Raw genomic sequence first — 17,369 nt, 5'->3', positions numbered from 1 at the left:
CCACGTCAGATGCGTAGGGGGTTAGCCCGAGCGGCGATTATGATGGTCAGGACGATGAATCCATCCGAAAGTTCGCCCACGTCCGCCACACCCGCCGAGCGCTTCGGTGACTGGTTGGCCGGTCTCGACGACGCCGCGCTCACCCGCCTGCTCGAGCTGCGCCCCGACGCCGCGGTGCCGCCCCCGCCGAACACCCAGGCGCTGGCCACCCGGCTGCGCATCACCGGCTCGGTCGCGCGCGCCGTCGCCGAGCGCACCGCACTCGAGCTCGCCGTCTGCGAGTCGGCGGCCGCACTCGGCGCCGCCACCGCGCCCGTGGCCGCCGCGGCCGTCCTCGCCCCGCTTCCCGACGCCGCCGTGGCCGCCCGTGCGCTGGAGACGTTGCGCTCCGCCGGGCTGATGTGGGGCCCCGACGAGGCCGTGCGGCTGCTGCCCGAGGTGCCGGCCGCGCTGCCGGACGGGCTGAGCCTGCTCGAGGAGGCCCACTCCCCCGCCGACCCGCAGGCCGTGCACGAGGCGCTGGAGACACTGCCCGACTCCGCGCGCGCCGTGCTGGACACCCTCGCCCGCACCGGCGGGGTGGGGCTGACCCGCGACGCCGCCCCGGACGCGGACCCGGCCCGCCCGGTGCCCCGGCTGCTGGCCGCCGGGCTGCTCTCCCGGGTCGACGCGCGCACCGTGCGCATGCCCCGGGTGGTGCGCGACGCGCTGCGCGAGCGCCCGCACACCGCGGTGCCGCTGACCGACCCGCTGGCCGGGCTGCGCGCCACCGACGCCGCTGACGATGCCTCCGGCACGCCAGGCGCCGACAGCGCGGTTGACACCCCGACCGACGCCGCGGCCCACTCCGCCGACACGGCAGCCACCACCGCGTCAACCACAGACCACACCGACCGCGCCGACCGCGAGGCCACCGGCCAGGGGCTGGAGGCCGTGCGCCTGATGGACCGCCTCATCGAGGTCCTCGGCGCCGAACCCGGCGAACTGATCCGCTCCGGCGGGCTGGCCGTGCGCGAGCTGCGCCGCCTGTGCGCCGCGCTCGACTGCGAGCAGGACGCCCTGATCCGCCTGGCCGGCACCGGCGTCAGCGCAGGCCTGCTCGCCTGCGCGCGCCCCGACCGCGACGACGACGCCGCGGACCCCGCCGAGCCCGCCGCCCCGGTCTTCGCGCCGACCCCGCTCGCCGAGGAGTGGGCCGAGGAGGGGCTGGCCGCCCGCTGGGCCCGCCTGGTCACCGGCTGGCGCGGCGCCACCCTGGCGCCCTGGACGGTCACCGGCCCGGTGCACCTCTTCGAGGAGGCCTCGCACGCACCGGGGCTGCCGGCGGCCCGCCGCCTCGTGCTCGCCCCGTACGCCGAGGTCGCAGGCGACACCGCGCTGAGCCCGCGGACCGCCTGGGCCGCCGCCGTCTTCGACGCCCCGCTGGCCGCCCTGCGGGTGCCCGACGCCGCCCGCGACGAGGTGCTCGCCGGCGCCCGCTTCCTCGGCCTGCTCGCCCGCTCAGGCGACGACGACCGCACCGCCGGCCTCGGCCGCGTGGCGCTGACCGGCGCCGACGCCGAGGAGCTCACCGAGGCCGCCACGGATCTTGTCCCGGACACCGTCGAGGCCGTCATCGTGCAGGCCGACATGACCGTGCTGGCCCCGGGCCCGCTGCCGGCGAGACTGGCCAACCGGCTGGCCCGCTTCGCCGACCTCGAGTCGCCGGGCCTGGCCGCCGTCTACCGGCTCAGCGCCGACAGCATCCGCCGCGCGCTCGACGCCGGCGACTCGGCCCAGGACATCGCCGCCTTCTTCACCGACCACGCCCTCGGCGAGGTCCCCCAGGGCGTGCGCGTGCTCGTCGAGGACGTCGCCCGCTCCCACGGGCACCTGCGCGGCGGCCCGGCCGGCTGCTACCTGCGCTGCGACGACCCCGACCAGCTCGCCGCGGCCGCCGGCACCGACGCCGCCCGTACGGCCGGCCTGCGCCTCATCGCGCCCACGGTCGCGGTCTCCCCGCGCCCGCTCATCGAGGTCATCGGCGCCCTCCAGGCCACCGGCGTGCACGCCGTGGCCGAGGACGCCGTCGGCCGCTCGGTCGACATCCGCCCCGACCCCGTGCGCGTCACCCCACCGCGCAAGCGCCGCACCCGCCGCCGCTCCCCCGCCCCCGCGTCCGCGGGCAACAACGTGGACCGCACCGCTCGCGCCGAGGCCGCCGTCGCCGCCCTGCGCCGCGCCGAAGGCACCGGTACCGCCTCCACTTCGCTTGACGACGCCGCGCGTGCCGACACCGCGCGCACCGGCGCCGCAGGCGCCGGCACCGCACACGGGGCGGGTGGCGCCGAGGGCGAGGGGCGCGACGTCGGCAATCGAGTCGACCCGGTCGCCGCGCTGAAGACGGCCGCACGCGCCGGGCGCACCGTCACCGTCGGGCTCGTGGACAAGCACGGGCGGGCCAACCCGCGCCGGCTGCGGCCGCTGCGCGTGGAGGGCGGGCAGGTCTACGCCGTTGAACCGGCGGCCGGCGACGCGGTACTGCGTTTCGCCCTGCACCGGGTCACCGGCGTCGATGACGCCTAGACCGGGCTGCTAGCCTGCCCGTGAAGACCGGAAGATGAGGAGCGTGATGCCACGGTGGGGCTCGGCGACGGACCGTTGATCGTGCAGTCGGACAAGACCGTCCTGCTGGAGACGGCGCACCCGGCCGCGGACGAGGCGCGCGCCGCGCTGTCGCCCTTCGCGGAGCTCGAGCGCGCGCCCGAGCACGTGCACACCTACCGCATCACCCCGCTGGCGCTGTGGAACGCGCGCGCCGCCGGCCACGACGCCGAACAGGCCGTCGACGTCCTCGAGCGCTACTCGCGCTTCCCGGTGCCGCAGGCGCTGCTCATCGACGTCGCCGAGACCATGGCGCGCTACGGGCGGGTGCGCCTGCAGAAGAACCCCGCGCACGGGCTGACGCTCGACACCGAGGAGCCGGCGGTGCTCGAGGAGATCGTGCGGCACAAGAAGATCCGCCCGATGCTCGGCGAGCGGCTCGACCCGGGCACGGTCGTGGTGCACCCCTCCGAGCGCGGCCGGCTCAAGCAGGAGCTGACGAAGATCGGCTGGCCGGCCGAGGACCTGGCCGGCTACGTCGACGGCGAGGCGCACCCCATCGAGCTGACGGCCGTGGGCGCAGAGGGCACAGAGGGCACCGAGAGCGCTGAGGGCGCCGACGCCTCGGGCGGCTGGCGCCTGCGGGATTACCAGCGCTGGGCCACCGACTCGTTTTTCGAGGGCGGCTCCGGCGTCGTCGTCCTGCCGTGCGGGGCGGGCAAGACGATCGTCGGCGCCGCCGCCATGGCGCGCGCCAAGGCGACCACGCTGATCCTGGTGACCAACACCGTCTCCGCCCGCCAGTGGCGCGCCGAGCTGCTGCGCCGCACCACGCTCACCGACGACGAGATCGGCGAGTACTCCGGGGAGAAGAAGGAGATCCGCCCGGTGACCATCGCCACCTACCAGGTGGTCACCCGCAAGACGAAGGGCGAGTACCGCGCCCTGGAGCTCTTCGACTCCCGGGACTGGGGCCTGATCATCTACGACGAGGTCCACCTCCTGCCCGCGCCCGTCTTCCGGCTCACCAGCGACCTGCAGTCCCGGCGTCGACTCGGCCTGACCGCCACCCTGGTGCGCGAGGACGGCCGCGAGAGCGACGTGTTCTCGCTGATCGGCCCGAAGCGCTACGACGCGCCGTGGAAGGAACTGGAGGCCGCCAGCTACATCGCCACCGCCGAATGCACCGAGGTGCGCGTCACCCTCGACGAGGCCGGCCGGATGGCCTACGCCACCGCCGAGTCGCGTGAGCGCTACCGGCTGGCGGCCTGCGCGCCGGCGAAGCTGCGCGTCGTCGAGCAGATCCTCACACGCCACGAGGGCCGGCCCACGCTGATCATCGGCGCCTACCTGGACCAGCTCGAGGAGATCGCCGAACGCCTGGGCCTGCCGCTGGTCGACGGCAAGACGAGCAACAGGCGCCGCGAGCGGGCCTTCGCGGACTTCCGGGCCGGGGAGATCTCCACCCTGGCCGTCTCCAAGGTGGCCAACTTCTCCGTCGACCTGCCGGAGGCCGCCGTGGCCGTGCAGGTCTCGGGTACCTTCGGCTCGCGCCAGGAGGAGGCCCAGCGCCTCGGCCGGCTGCTGCGGCCCAAGGCCGGCGGCGGGCAGGCCCACTTCTACACCGTGGTCACCCGCGATACCCTGGACTCCGAGTACGCCGCGCACCGCCAGCGCTTCCTCGCCGAGCAGGGCTACGCCTACCGCATCATCGACGCCGCGGACCTTGCCGCGGCCGGCGGGGAGATTTCCGACGTCCCGGAGGGCGCCGACGGCGCGCAGCGCGGCGTCGGCACGCACGACGAGGAGAGGTAAAAGGAAGATGCAGAACTTCCGGTTCGACGTCGACGAGGCGTGGGCCAAGGCCCACAACGAGATGCTGCGCGACACCCGCCGGCTGCGCTCGAGCGCGATCGTGATGGGCGTCATCGCGCTGATCGTCGGCGTGCTGTGCTTCCTGGTGCTCGACCCGTCCGGGCCGTGGCGCGTGATCGTGCCGGTGCTGTGCGCGACGGTGACCGTCGTCGCGGTGGCCGTGGGCGTGGCCGCCCCGCGCGCGGTCGGCAGCGCGCAGCGCCTCTACGACGACTACCCGCTGGTCCCGGCCGTCATCGCCGAGGTCAAGCCGCGCACCGTGCAGCTGCTGGCCCTGGTCAACGTCAATGTGGACCAGACTCAGCCGCCGCGCTGGGCGCTGGCGCTCCGCCCGGTCAGCGCCATCGACGGCCACCACCGCAAGCGCGGCACGCAGGTGCCCTCCGTGGCCGTGAGCGGTAGGCGCAGCGCGCGCTCGCAGGACACCTGGGACGAGATCACCCCGATGCCGATCGCCTGGGGAACCCCGGACACCGACGTCATCGAGGCCGCGCGCAAGGCGATCCCGCACGAGCTGTGGGAGAAGCTGGAGAAAAACCGCAAGCGCCTCGAGGACGTCAAGAAGACGAAGCTGAACCTCCTGGTCCTGGACTAGCGGCCGAGGGGGTTCGCGCTCGGGGTGTCTCGGGCCCGGGGGTCTCGGGCCCGGGGGTTTCTGAGGCGGGCCGGCGGTGGCCGGGGGCGGGTCCGGCGGGATCCGGCGGGCGCAGAGTGCAACGCGGGTAACATGCACGGCAAACGTCCGCCGAGCCTGTCAGGAGGCTTCCGTGACCGTCGAGCGCCTGCGTCCCTTCGCAGAGACCGTCTTCGCCACCATGACCGCCAAGGCGGTCGAGTTCGAGGCGGTGAACCTCGGCCAGGGCTTCCCGGACACCGGCGGGCCTGCCGCGATGCTCGAGCGTGCCCAGCGCGAGATCGCCTCGGGAAACAACCAGTACGCCCCCGGCCGGGGTGTCGCGGACCTGCGCCGGGCGATCGCCGCGCAGCGCGCGCGTGACTACGGCCAGCGCTTCGACCCGGACACCGAGGTGCTCGTCACCGTCGGAGCCACCGAGGCGATCGCCGCGAGCGTGCTCGGGCTGGTGGAGCCGGGCAGCGAGGTCATCGTCCTCGACCCCTCCTACGACGCCTACGGGGCGGCCGTCGCGCTCGCCGGCGCACACCTGGTCTCTGTGCCCCTCGTGGCCGACGGAGCCTCCTGGCGCATCGACGAAAACGCCCTGGAGGCGGCGGTCACCGACCGCACCGCGATGGTGATCGTGAATTCACCGCACAATCCCACCGGCGCGCAGCTGGACCTCGCCGGCGTGGCACGGGTGTGCGTGCGCCACGATCTGCTCGCGCTCTCCGACGAGGTCTACGAGCATTTGCTTTACGACGCTCGCGTACACCGCCCCCTCGCGCTCGAGGCCGGTATGCGGGAGCGCACGGTGACCGTCTCCTCGGCGGCGAAGACCTTCAGCGCGACCGGGTGGAAAACGGGCTGGGCGATGGCTCCTGCCCCGCTGCTGGACGGCGTGCACAAGGCAAAGCAGTTCATGACGTTCGTCGGCGCCACCCCCTTCCAGCCAGCCGTGGCCTACGCACTCGACAACGAGGACGAGTGGGTGCGCGGACAGGCCGAGTCACTGGGCAGACGGCGCACAATGCTCGCTAACGGGCTGGAGGAGGCCGGATTCCGTGTCCATGACAGCCACGGCACCTACTTCCTCGTCGCCGAACTGCCCGAGGCGTACCCGGGCGACGGCGTGGAGTTCTGCCTGGCACTGCCGGAGAAGGCCGGCGTGGCCGCGATCCCGGTCCAGGTCTTCTGCGCCGACCAGGCGCCGTGGAGCCGTCTGGTGCGCTTCGCTTTCTGCCGCAGGGAAGAGGCGCTGCGCGAAGCCGTCAAGCGGTTGAAGGCCGTGGACTTCGCGCAGATGTAATTCAACGCCTGAAGGCGCGATGACGCCGAATAGTGAAAAGGCGCCCAAAAGTGAAGAGGCGCCGAAAAGTGAGAAGGCGCAGATCCGCAAGATCACCCACGCCGGCGCCCCGTCGAGTGGGTACACCAAAAAGCCCGTCGAGTAGGTAGACCAAAAAAGCACCCGTCGCCGGTGGGCCCGGCGGCGGGTGCTCTTCATCTTGTTCATTTGTTGAGTTGTGGTGTCGGCGGTGACTTACTCTCCCACACCCTCCCGAGTGCAGTACCATCAGCGTTGGCGGGCTTAGCTTCCGGGTTCGGAATGGGACCGGGCGTTTCCCCGCCACTATAACCACCGACACGACCTGTAACCGGCGGGCCGAAACCAGTGGCCCGTGTGGCGTGTCAGATACCGGAGAGTGGGACGCGAGCAACAGGATCACCTGTCATTGTGTTTGTGTTTGTTCGGCGGATTAGTACCGGTCACCTCCACACCTTACGATGCTTCCAGATCCGGCCTATCAACCCCGTCATCTACAGGGAACCTCAAATGAAACCTCATCTTGGAACAGGCTTCCCGCTTAGATGCTTTCAGCGGTTATCCTTCCCGTACGTAGCCAACCAGCCATGCCCCGGGCGGGACAACTGGCACACCAGAGGTACGTCCGTCCCGGTCCTCTCGTACTAGGGACAGCCTTCCATCAAGTTTCCACGCGCGCGGCGGATAGAGACCGAACTGTCTCACGACGTTCTAAACCCAGCTCGCGTGCCGCTTTAATGGGCGAACAGCCCAACCCTTGGGACCTGCTCCAGCCCCAGGATGCGACGAGCCGACATCGAGGTGCCAAACCATCCCGTCGATATGGACTCTTGGGGAAGATCAGCCTGTTATCCCCGGGGTACCTTTTATCCGTTGAGCGACACCACATCCACAAGTAGGTGCCGGATCACTAGTCCCGACTTTCGTCCCTGCTCGAGAAGTCCCTCTCGCAGTCAAGCTCCCTTGTGCACTTACACTCTAAAACCTGGTTACCGACCAGGCTGAGGGAACCTTTGGGCGCCTCCGTTACCATTTAGGAGGCAACCGCCCCAGTTAAACTACCCACCAGGCACTGTCCCCGACCCAGATCATGGGCCAAGGTTCAAGGTGGCCAACCCGGTCAGAGTGGTATTTCACATTACGACTCCCCGACACCTGGCGATGCCGGATCACAATCTCCCACCTATTCTACACAAACCGGACCGGACACCAATGCCAAGCTATAGTGAAGGTCCCGGGGTCTTTTCGTCCTGCCGCGCGTAACGAGCATCTTTACTCGTAGTGCAATTTCACCGGGCCTGTAGTTGAGACAGCAGGGAAGTCGTTACGCCATTCGTGCAGGTCGGAACTTACCCGACAAGGAATTTCGCTACCTTAGGATGGTTATAGTTACCACCGCCGTTTACTGGGGCTTAAATTCTCCGCTTCGACCCCAAAGGGTCTAACAGGTCCTCTTAACCTTCCAGCACCGGGCAGGCGTCAGTCCGTATACATCAACTTAAAAGTCTTCGCACGGACCTGTGTTTTTAGTAAACAGTCGCTTCCCTCTTGTCACTGCGGCCACACCAACCAAGGTGTGGCCCCCCTTCTCCCGAAGTTACGGGGGCAATTTGCCGAATTCCTTAACTACAGTTCACCCGAACGCCTTAGTATCCTCTACCTGACCACCAGTGTCGGTTTAGGGTACGGGCCGAATGTGCACTCGCTAGAGGCTTTTCTCGGCAGCATGAGCACACCACCATCAACACTTTATGTGTCTACGCTTCACGGCCCAAGGTTATCCTCCGGCGGGATTTACCTCACCGGAGCCTCTCACCGCTTACACCGCGCAATCCAACAACACGGCGTGGCTGCCCTCCTGCGTCACCCCATCACTTGGCTACTACGGATCAGGCCCCACGCGACCGGTACCACGCCACAACACCCGAAGGCGAAGTGGACAAAAAGGCACCGACCGGATGGTTAGTATCCCCGGCTCACCACTGGGCGCGCACACTCGGGTACGGGAATATCAACCCGTTTACCATCGACTACGCCTGTCGGCCTCGCCTTAGGTCCCGACTCACCCTGGGAAGACGAACTTGACCCAGGAACCCTTGGTCATCCGGCGGGCAGGATTCTCACCTGCCAGATTCGTTACTCATGCCTGCATTCTCACTCGCACACACTCCACGACACGGTCACCCGGACGCTTCAACGCGTGCACGACGCTCCCCTACCCAGACAAAAAAGTCTGCCGCGGTTTCGGCGGTGTACTTGAGCCCCACTGAATTGTCGGCGCAGGACCACTCGACCAGTGAGCTATTACGCACTCTTTCAAGGATGGCTGCTTCTAAGCCAACCTCCTGGCTGTCTTCGCGATCCCACATCCTTTTCCACTGAGCACACCCTTAGGGGCCTTAACCGGCGATCTGGGCTGTTTCCCTCTCGACCAATGGAGCTTATCCCCCACGGTCTCACTGCCGAAGAACACGTACACCGGCATTCGGAGTTTGGCTGATGTTGCTAAGACGATAATCCCGCTCAACCAACCAGTAGCTCTACCTCCGGCACGCTCACTTCGACGCTGCACCTAAATGCATTTCGGGGAGAACCAGCTATCACGGAGTTTGATTGGCCTTTCACCCCTACCCACAGCTCATCCCCTCAGTTTTCAACCTAAGTGGGTGCGCGCCTCCACGACGTCTTACCGTCGCTTCACACTGGCCATGGGTAGATCACCCCGCTTCGGGTCCAGGACACGCCACTAAACGCCCATAAAAACTCGCTTTCGCTACGACTACCCCACAACGGGTTAACCTCGCGACGTGCCGCTGACTCGCAGGCTCATTCTTCAAAAGGCACGCCATCACCCCCTAAAGGGCTCTGACGGCTTGACAGCGCACGGTTTCAGGAACTATTTCACTCCCCTCCCGGGGTACTTTTCACCATTCCCTCACGGTACTATCCACTATCGGTCACACTGGGTATTCAGGCTTACCGGGTGGTCCCGGCAGATTCACAGCAGATTCCACGAGCCCGCTGCTACTCGGGCAAACAAGAACAAGACAACACATGCGGCATTCACGTACAGGACTCTCACCTACTCCGGTCGACCATTCCAAGCCGGTTCCGCTTACCACACACATCCATCCGCCGGCGGTTACCGCACCGACACGTTCAAAGCCCACAACCCCTGCCACGCAACCCCGGAAACGGTGTCACACGCGGACAGGTTTAGCCAAAAATCCACTTTCGTTCGCCACTACTCACGGAATCACAATTGTTTTCTTCTCCAACGGGTACTGAGATGTTTCACTTCCCCGCCTTACCTCCCAACCGGCTATACATTCACCGGCAGGTGACCGCCAACAACGACGGCCGGGTTTCCCCATTCGGACATCCTCGGATCAACGCTTAGTTGACAACTCCCCGAGGCTTAACGCAGCCTCACACGTCCTTCATCGGCCCAGCATGCCAAGGCATCCACCGTGCGCCACTAGACAAACACGAATCGAATAACCAAAAAGGCAAAAAATTCGAACAACAACAAGAAAAATAAGATGCTCGCGTCCACTCTCCAGTTCTCACACACCACACACGGCAGCGACCAGACCAAGGAACGAATCGTCCCGGCCGGCGTCACCGTGCCGCACACGAACCACGCGACACCAGACGAACTGGTGTGTGCGGTGTCGTGCCAGACACCCGACAGTGCGTTGATGACCTGCCGCCCACCCCGTACCGGAACGGTGTGGGCCCTCATGGTGGTCTCTAACTTAGTGGCCTGCTCCGCCGCCAATGTGGCGTGCGTCCACCCGGATTCAAAAAAATATAAGAAATACTCCTTAGAAAGGAGGTGATCCAGCCGCACCTTCCGGTACGGCTACCTTGTTACGACTTCGTCCCAATCGCCGATCCCACCTTCGACCACTCCCCCCTTAAAAGGTTGGGCCGTGGGCTTCGGGTGTTACCGACTTTCATGACGTGACGGGCGGTGTGTACAAGGCCCGGGAACGTATTCACCGCAGCAATGCTGATCTGCGATTACTAGCGACTCCGACTTCATGGGGTCGAGTTGCAGACCCCAATCCGAACTGAGGCCGGCTTTAAAAGGATTAGCTCCACCTCACGGTATCGCAACCTGTTGTACCGACCATTGTAGCATGTGTGAAGCCCTGGACATAAGGGGCATGATGATTTGACGTCATCCCCACCTTCCTCCGAGTTCACCCCGGCAGTCTCCCGTGAGTCCCCACCACAACGTGCTGGCAACACAGGACAAGGGTTGCGCTCGTTGCGGGACTTAACCCAACATCTCACGACACGAGCTGACGACAACCATGCACCACCTGTACACCGACCACAAAGGGAAACCCCGTCTCCGGGGCGATCCGGTGTATGTCAAACCCAGGTAAGGTTCTTCGCGTTGCATCGAATTAATCCACATGCTCCGCCGCTTGTGCGGGCCCCCGTCAATTCCTTTGAGTTTTAGCCTTGCGGCCGTACTCCCCAGGCGGGGCGCTTAAAACGTTAGCTACGGCACAAAACCCGTGGAAGGGTCTCACACCTAGCGCCCACCGTTGACAGCATGGACTACCAGGGTATCTAATCCTGTTCGCTACCCATGCTTTCGCTCCTCAGCGTCAGTAACTGCCCAGTAACCTGCCTTCGCCATCGGTGTTCCTCCTGATATCTGCGCATTCCACCGCTACACCAGGAATTCCAGTTACCCCTGCAGTACTCAAGTTATGCCCGTATCGCCTGCACGCCCGGAGTTGAGCCCCGGAATTTCACAGACGACGCGACAAACCACCTACGAGCCCTTTACGCCCAGTAAATCCGGACAACGCTCGCACCCTACGTATTACCGCGGCTGCTGGCACGTAGTTAGCCGGTGCTTCTTCTACCGCTACCGTCACCAAAGGCTTCGTCACGGTCGAAAGAGGTTTACAACCCGAAGGCCGTCATCCCCCACGCGGCGTCGCTGCATCAGGCTTGCGCCCATTGTGCAATATTCCCCACTGCTGCCTCCCGTAGGAGTCTGGGCCGTATCTCAGTCCCAATGTGACCGTACACCCTCTCAGGCCGGCTACCCGTCGCCGCCTTGGTAGGCCATTACCCCACCAACAAGCTGATAGGCCGCGAGCTCATCCCCAACCGCTGCAAAACGCTTTCCACCACACCATCCACGATGTGGTCCTATCCAGTATTAGACCCAGTTTCCCAGGCTTATCCCGGAGTTGAGGGCAGATCACCCACGTGTTACTCACCCGTTCGCCACTCGAGTACCAGTGCAAGCACTGGCCTTTCCGTTCGACTTGCATGTGTTAAGCACGCCGCCAGCGTTCGTCCTGAGCCAGGATCAAACTCTCCACAAAAAAATTCGCAAAAAACGAGCCGTGAAAAGCCCGAAACCTGACAAACAAAAAACTGACAAGAAAAAACTCAAAAGTACAAAAAATGCACTCCAAGCAACCTGCCACCGGTAAAAACCAATCATTCGGACCAAAGTCCAGGGAGGTCAACCCCCACCGGCACACACCAACACCACCCAAAGGCATACAACCTAAGGCAGTGCCGGCGGACAAGCCACAAGAAACGCACCACAAAAAGTACATCAACACACTATCGAGTTCTCACACAACACAAGCACACCAGGACCACCACCAAAAACGGCGATGACCCCCGGAAGCTTGGTTCCACCGAGGTTAACACCCAGGCCGACTTGCGTCAACCCCGCGTTAACCCGCGGTACCTGCCACCGTCTACAGACCCTGTACAAGGCCGGTTCTCGGCCCGACAGCCAGTGCCTCTCTCGGCGACGAGGAGATAAGTTACGCGTTCCCCCGCACGCTGACAAATCGCCTGCACACCGCGTATTTTTGGGCGCCCTTTTTCGCGACCCACACCGGTGGTCGAATCTTTCCGGTGCCCCGGGAAGGATGCCCCGGAGGCGAGAGCCCCCGACCTGACGTCGCCCCCCGACTCCCGGCACCTAGTGGTAGCAGGCCAGCAGACCCCACGGTCCGTCGATGACCTCGATGTCGGTGCCGAAGATCTCCGAGAGCTTCTCGGATTCCATGACCTCGGCCACCGGACCGAACTCCACGATCGCCCCGTCCTTGACGGCGCACACGTAGTCCGCGTAGCGCGCGGCGAAGTTGATGTCGTGCAGCACGACGATGATCGTGCGCCCGAACTCCCGGGCCGCGCGGTGCAGGTGCTTCATCATCTGCACGGAGTGGGCGATGTCGAGGTTGTTCAGCGGCTCGTCGAGGAGCACGTAGTCGGTCTCCTGACACAGCACCATCGCCACGTAGGCGCGCTGGCGCTGGCCACCGGAAAGCTGCTCGAGGTAGCGGTCCTCCAGCTCGGTGAGGTTGAGGAAGTCGAGGTAGCGGTCGATGATCTCCTCGTCCTCGGCCGTCAGCCGGCCGTGCGAGTACGGGAAGCGGCCGAACCCGACCAGCTGACGCACCGTGAGCTTCGTGATGAAGTGGTTCTCCTGGCGCAGCACCGAGATGATCTTGGCCAGGTCCTTCGACTTGGTCTTGGCCACGTCGAAGTGGGCGACCTCGATGGAGCCCTCGTCCATGTCGAGCAACCGGCCGATCATGGTCAGCAGCGTCGACTTGCCCGCGCCGTTCGGCCCGACCAGCGCCGTGATCCCGCCGTCGGGGATCTCCAGGTCGACCGGTCCGACGTTGACCTCGTCGTTGTAGTTCTTGCGAACGTGGCTGAGCTTGATCACAGGCGCCCCTTCCGGAGAATGACGAACAGGAACATCGTGCCGCCGACGAGCTCGATGACGATGGAGACCACACCCTGCGCGTAGAAGACGTGGTTCATCAGGAAGTAGGCGCCGGTGAGCACCACGTACCCGATCAGGGCGGCCATGGGGATGATGTAGCGGTGGTCGTAGGTGTCGGCGAACTGGTAGGCCAACGTGGCCACCAGAAAGCCGAGGAAGGTCATCGGCCCGACCAGCGCCGTGGAGACGGCCATGAGCACCGAGACCAGGATGAGCACGTAGACCGTGTTGGCCTTGTGGTGCACGCCGATGTTGGTCGCCTGGGCCTTGCCCAGCGCGACGACGTTGAGGGTGCGCGCGTTGAGCATCATCAGCGCCGTCGCGATGAGCACGAGCGGGACGGCCACCGGGTAGTAGTCCGGGTCCGCGTTGTTGACGGAGCCGAAGAGCCGCGCGGTGAGCACGTCGAACTCACTCGGTGTCAGCAGGCGCTGCATGAAGGTCGCCAGCGAGCCGAGGCCGCCGCCGATGACGATGCCGACCAGCAGCATCACGTGGATGTTGCCGCGGTCGCCGGTGAGCAGCCAGCTGTAGAGCAGCAGCGACATGCCGACCATGATCACCAGCTGCAGGATGAAGTTGCCCGTCGTGTAGCCGGCCGTGAGCCCCGCCGCACCGAAGAAGAAGACGGTGCTGGTGTGGATGAGCTTGTAGAGCGACTCGAAGCCCATGATCGACGGCGTGATGATGCGGTTGCTCGTCACCGTCTGGAAGGCGACGGTGGCCACCGCCTGGGCGAGCGCCACCAGCGCCATCGCGATCACGGAGTCCGCGCGCCTCTTGGCGATCAGCCAGAACCGGGGGTCCCCGAAGGGGATCGGGTTGCCGTAGGCGAGCAGCCCGGCGGTGAAGACCACCGCGAGCACCACGGCCACGGCGAGGATGATCCAGTACTTGCGCCGCGACTTCGCGTCCGCGAAGGAGCCCGAGCGCCGGGAGCGTCCGCGACCGCGGCCCAGTCCCCTCCCCCGACGGCGCCTTCCGCGGCCGTCGAGCGCCTCGCGGTCGACCCGCGTGGCGGCGCCGGCGGCGCCGTCCGCGCCCTCGGTGAGGTCGGTCGCCTGCGTGGCGTGCACGCGGGCGTCGGAAATCGTGTCAGCCATTGCGCTTGCGCCCCCTGAGGATCAGTGCAACGAAGACCACGGCGCCGACGATGCCGAGCACCACCGAGACCGGCACCTCGAAGGGCGCGATGACGGTGCGCGCGAAGAGGTCGCAGACGGTGACCACGGCCACGCCGACGAGGACGACCCACGGCAGGTTGCTGCGCAGGTCGTCGCCGCGGAAGAGCGAGACGATGTTCGGCACGATCAGGCCGAGGAACGGCAGCTGGCCGATGACCACGGTGACCACGCCGCTGGCCACGGCGATCAGGCCGGTGCCCAGGATCATGATCTGGTTGTAGTTCAGGCCGACGTTGGTGGCGATGTCCTCGCCGAGGCCGGCGACGGTGAGCCGGTCGGCGAAGACCCACACGATCGCCAGCACCACGAGCACGACCCAGAGCACCTCCCACTGGCCCTCGAAGACCGAGGTGAAGTTGCCGGCGAACCAGATCGTCAACGACTGCAGCATGTCGGTCTGCAGCGCGAAGAACGTCGAGATCGAGCTGACCACGGCGCCCAGCATGATGCCGATGATCGGCACCACCAGCGAGGAGCGCAGCGAGACCCGACGCAGGAAGAGGAAGAAGACCATCGTGCCGATGAACGCGAAGATCACCGCGCCGACCATGCGGGTGAACACCGTGGCGCCGGGGATGAGGAACATCGTCAGCAGCAGGCCCAGGCCCGCCCACTCGGTGGTGCCGGTGGTCGTCGGCTCGACGAAGCGGTTCTGCGTCAGCAGCTGCATGACCAGGCCGGACATCGCCATGGCGGCGCCGGCGAGCACGAGCGCGATGGTGCGCGGCACGCGGGTCTTGCCGAACATCTCCCAGCCGTCCTCGGCGTGGATGATGTCGTAGACTCCGGTGAACAGCGACGCCGCCAGCAGCGCGGCGACGAGCAGGACGCCGATGAGCAGCGCCCAGCCGTGGCGCCCGCGACGTTTTCCGGCCCGTTCGCGTCGGCGCGTGTCGCCGGGCTCGTCCGTCCCGGCGGGTCGGCCGGGTCGGCCGGCCTGGCGCGCGGTTGCGGTACTCAAGAAGTGTCTCCCATCCGCCTCTCGGCGAAAGATGTGCGGGGACGCGCCGGAGGCCGGGCGTCCTCTGGTCTCCCATGCAGCCTAGCTTAGGCTTGCCGACGTCGCGAAGCTGCAGCGTATGCCGTTAATTGCCGCCCGGCGCATGGTTGCCCTGGACATGAGTGCGGGCCGCCCCGCCCGGAGGCGGTGCGGCCCGTCGTCACCCGTCACGCCCGGTGCGGTGCCCGGGCGCCGGCCGTGCTACTTCTGCGCGGCCTCGAGCTGATCGGCGATGCCGTTCAGGATCTCGGTGTAGGTGATGATGTTCTCGTTGGTGTAGGTGTCCTCCGGGGCGTAGTAGACGTGCCCGTCCTTGACGGCGGTCACACCCTCGAGCGGGGTGGACTCCTCGATCACGGTCTTGGCGGGCTTGGAGCCCTCACCGGAGCTGATCGCGGCGTCGCGGTCGAGCACCAGCATGAAGTCCGGGTTCGAGTCGGCGATGGCCTCGACGGAGATGTCGTCGCCCTTGTGGTCGGAGGAGGCGTGCTCGATCTGCAGGGCCGGCTTGAAGCCGATCAGGTCGAACAGCGGGCCGTAGGTGCGGCCGACGTGCGGGGCGACGTATCCGATGTCGCCGCCGGAGACGTTGACGGCCATGACGGTGGACTCGCCGTCGTAGGCGTCCTTGGCGCGCTGCAGCGCCTTGTTGAAGTCGTCGACCAGCTTCTGGGCCTCGTCCTCCTTGTCGAAGATCTTGCCCAGGTTCTCGACGTGGCGGGTCAGCTCCTCGTCGAGCGGCTTGTCCTCGCGCGGCTCGAACTCGACCAGGGTGGCCTGGGGGTTCATCTGCTCGATCTGCTCGTCGTACTTCTGGAAGCGCTGGCCGGAGACGATCAGCTGCGGGTCACCCGCGACGATCTGCTCCAGGTCGGGCTCCTTGTGGTTTCCGACGTCGAGGATGCTCTCGTCGTTCTTCAGGTCCGGAAGGGTGGACGGCACCAGCTTGCGGGCGGCGACGGTGATCGGCACGTCCCACTGGTCGAGGATCTCGAAGGAGCGGTTGTCCAGGACGGCGACGCTCTCGATCGGCTTCTCGATGGTCTTCTCACCCTCGTTGTCCTCCACGGTCACCGACTCGGCGGCGGTGCTCTCGGTGGCGGAGCCGTCCGCGGCGGCGGAGGTGGAGGAGCCGGAGCCCTCACCGTCGCTGGAGCAGCCGGTCAGCACGAGCGCGGCGCCGGCGACGAGGGCGGTCAGGGTGTGGCGGATCTTGGCCATCTGTCTCTCTTCCTGAGGTGGTTCTCGGGCCTGCCGGAAAGCGCAGGCCGGAAGGGCAATCTGCCGTAGCTAAGGCTACGGTAACCTTCTGTCCGGAGACGATAACCGAGCTGTGCAACTTTGGCCAGGCTAACCCCAACTACTTGACGGTAACCTCCAAAAATCCCGGTCAGCCACAGTGTCAGTGATCAGATCACCACCCCCGACCCCTACCCCCTGTCCGAATATCTTTACTTCGCGTTAACTCGAATCGAGTCGGGAGTTCACCACGGGTGCGGTGCGCCGCCACCCGCCGTGCGGCGCAGCGGATGCGCCGACGGGCTCGCGGACATGAACGAAGCCCCCGGCCGAAACGGCCGGGGGCTTCCGCGGTGGAGCTGCCGGGACTCGAACCCGGGTCCTTCGCCACCTCGCCAGGGCTTCTCCGTGCGCAGTTCGCGCGGAGTCTCTGCTCGGCCCTCCGGATCAGGCGAACACGTCCGGATGACGGGCCCAGTCAGCGGTGGAAGTCCCGCCGGGCCCCGCTGACGCGACCCGGCGGCAAGTCCCTTAGTCGATGCCAGACTCCGGATCAGGGACGTATCCGGGCTGACAGACACGCGCTCGCTTTAGGCAGCGAGGGCGTAGTCGCGCTGAGTGTTCTCGGCGCTTATCAGGTTGCTGCGACGCTTACGGTGGTCTCCAGCCTGCACCGGCACGCTTCCCCTGGCTCAATCGACGAAGTCGAAACCAATAATCAGCCCCTCATCGAAGCCTGTGGACGGGAGGTG

General features: G+C 66.2%; 8 protein-coding genes, 3 rRNA genes and 1 other RNA gene. 4 read left to right on the top strand and 8 right to left on the bottom strand.

Annotated features, from left to right (window positions below; all coding sequences use genetic code 11):
* The first annotated feature begins 54 nt into the window (after positions 1 to 54).
* The 4 genes from CFRA_RS03265 (at position 55) to CFRA_RS03250 (ending at position 6,383) form a co-directional block, all read left to right on the top strand.
* The gene (locus CFRA_RS03265; protein ID WP_075663441.1) at positions 55 to 2,565 is read left to right on the top strand and encodes a helicase-associated domain-containing protein; all 2,511 of its coding nucleotides are present in this window, start codon (positions 55 to 57) and stop codon (positions 2,563 to 2,565) included.
* Between the two features lie 54 nt (positions 2,566 to 2,619).
* Positions 2,620 to 4,398 (top strand): DNA repair helicase XPB, encoded by a 1,779-nt coding sequence (locus CFRA_RS03260; protein WP_083666802.1) that lies wholly within the window; start codon positions 2,620 to 2,622, stop codon positions 4,396 to 4,398.
* A 7-nt stretch (positions 4,399 to 4,405) separates the two neighbouring features.
* Positions 4,406 to 5,053 (top strand): DUF3239 domain-containing protein, encoded by a 648-nt coding sequence (locus tag CFRA_RS03255; RefSeq protein WP_075663440.1) that lies wholly within the window; start codon positions 4,406 to 4,408, stop codon positions 5,051 to 5,053.
* A 172-nt stretch (positions 5,054 to 5,225) separates the two neighbouring features.
* Positions 5,226 to 6,383 (top strand): pyridoxal phosphate-dependent aminotransferase, encoded by a 1,158-nt coding sequence (locus tag CFRA_RS03250; protein WP_075663439.1) that lies wholly within the window; start codon positions 5,226 to 5,228, stop codon positions 6,381 to 6,383.
* A gap of 221 nt (positions 6,384 to 6,604) precedes the next feature.
* On the opposite strand, the gene rrf is transcribed toward CFRA_RS03250, so the two are convergent.
* From rrf to ssrA, 8 genes are all read right to left on the bottom strand, one after another.
* Positions 6,605 to 6,721: ribosomal RNA gene (gene rrf, locus CFRA_RS03245) — 5S ribosomal RNA — on the bottom strand.
* 93 nt (positions 6,722 to 6,814) lie between these two features.
* A 23S ribosomal RNA gene (locus tag CFRA_RS03240) occupies positions 6,815 to 9,893 on the bottom strand.
* A 339-nt stretch (positions 9,894 to 10,232) separates the two neighbouring features.
* A 16S ribosomal RNA gene (locus CFRA_RS03235) occupies positions 10,233 to 11,761 on the bottom strand.
* The 16S, 23S and 5S rRNA genes sit together here, the layout of an rRNA operon.
* A gap of 617 nt (positions 11,762 to 12,378) precedes the next feature.
* Positions 12,379 to 13,134 (bottom strand): iron ABC transporter ATP-binding protein, encoded by a 756-nt coding sequence (locus tag CFRA_RS03230; RefSeq protein ID WP_075663438.1) that lies wholly within the window; start codon positions 13,132 to 13,134, stop codon positions 12,379 to 12,381.
* The gene (locus CFRA_RS03225; protein WP_083666801.1) at positions 13,131 to 14,297 is read right to left on the bottom strand and encodes an iron chelate uptake ABC transporter family permease subunit; all 1,167 of its coding nucleotides are present in this window, start codon (positions 14,295 to 14,297) and stop codon (positions 13,131 to 13,133) included. The genes CFRA_RS03230 and CFRA_RS03225 overlap by 4 nt, the downstream gene beginning before the upstream one ends.
* Entirely contained in the window at positions 14,290 to 15,339 is a 1,050-nt protein-coding gene (locus CFRA_RS03220; protein ID WP_083666800.1) for an ABC transporter permease, read from the bottom strand. The genes CFRA_RS03225 and CFRA_RS03220 overlap by 8 nt, the downstream gene beginning before the upstream one ends.
* Positions 15,340 to 15,579: 240 nt before the next feature.
* Positions 15,580 to 16,599, bottom strand: coding sequence for a siderophore ABC transporter substrate-binding protein (locus tag CFRA_RS03215; RefSeq protein WP_075663437.1), 1,020 nt, complete (start codon positions 16,597 to 16,599; stop codon positions 15,580 to 15,582).
* Between the two features lie 369 nt (positions 16,600 to 16,968).
* Positions 16,969 to 17,343, bottom strand: a transfer-messenger RNA (tmRNA) gene (gene ssrA, locus CFRA_RS03210).
* Positions 17,344 to 17,369: the final 26 nt, after the last annotated feature.

Source organism: Corynebacterium frankenforstense DSM 45800 (genome assembly GCF_001941485.1).
Taxonomy (GTDB): domain Bacteria; phylum Actinomycetota; class Actinomycetes; order Mycobacteriales; family Mycobacteriaceae; genus Corynebacterium; species Corynebacterium frankenforstense.
Note: the sequence above shows the minus strand (reverse complement) of the source record. Positions and strands in the feature narration are given on the sequence as shown.

Bases quoted from the DNA above. Each gene is read 5' to 3' on its own strand.
- CFRA_RS03265 (WP_075663441.1), top strand. From the start codon at position 55: ATGAATCCATCCGAAAGTTCGCCCACGTCCGCCACACCCGCCGAGCGC.
- CFRA_RS03255 (WP_075663440.1), top strand. From the start codon at position 4,406: ATGCAGAACTTCCGGTTCGACGTCGACGAGGCGTGGGCCAAGGCCCAC.
- CFRA_RS03225 (WP_083666801.1), bottom strand. From the start codon at position 14,297: ATGGCTGACACGATTTCCGACGCCCGCGTGCACGCCACGCAGGCGACC.
- CFRA_RS03215 (WP_075663437.1), bottom strand. From the start codon at position 16,599: ATGGCCAAGATCCGCCACACCCTGACCGCCCTCGTCGCCGGCGCCGCG.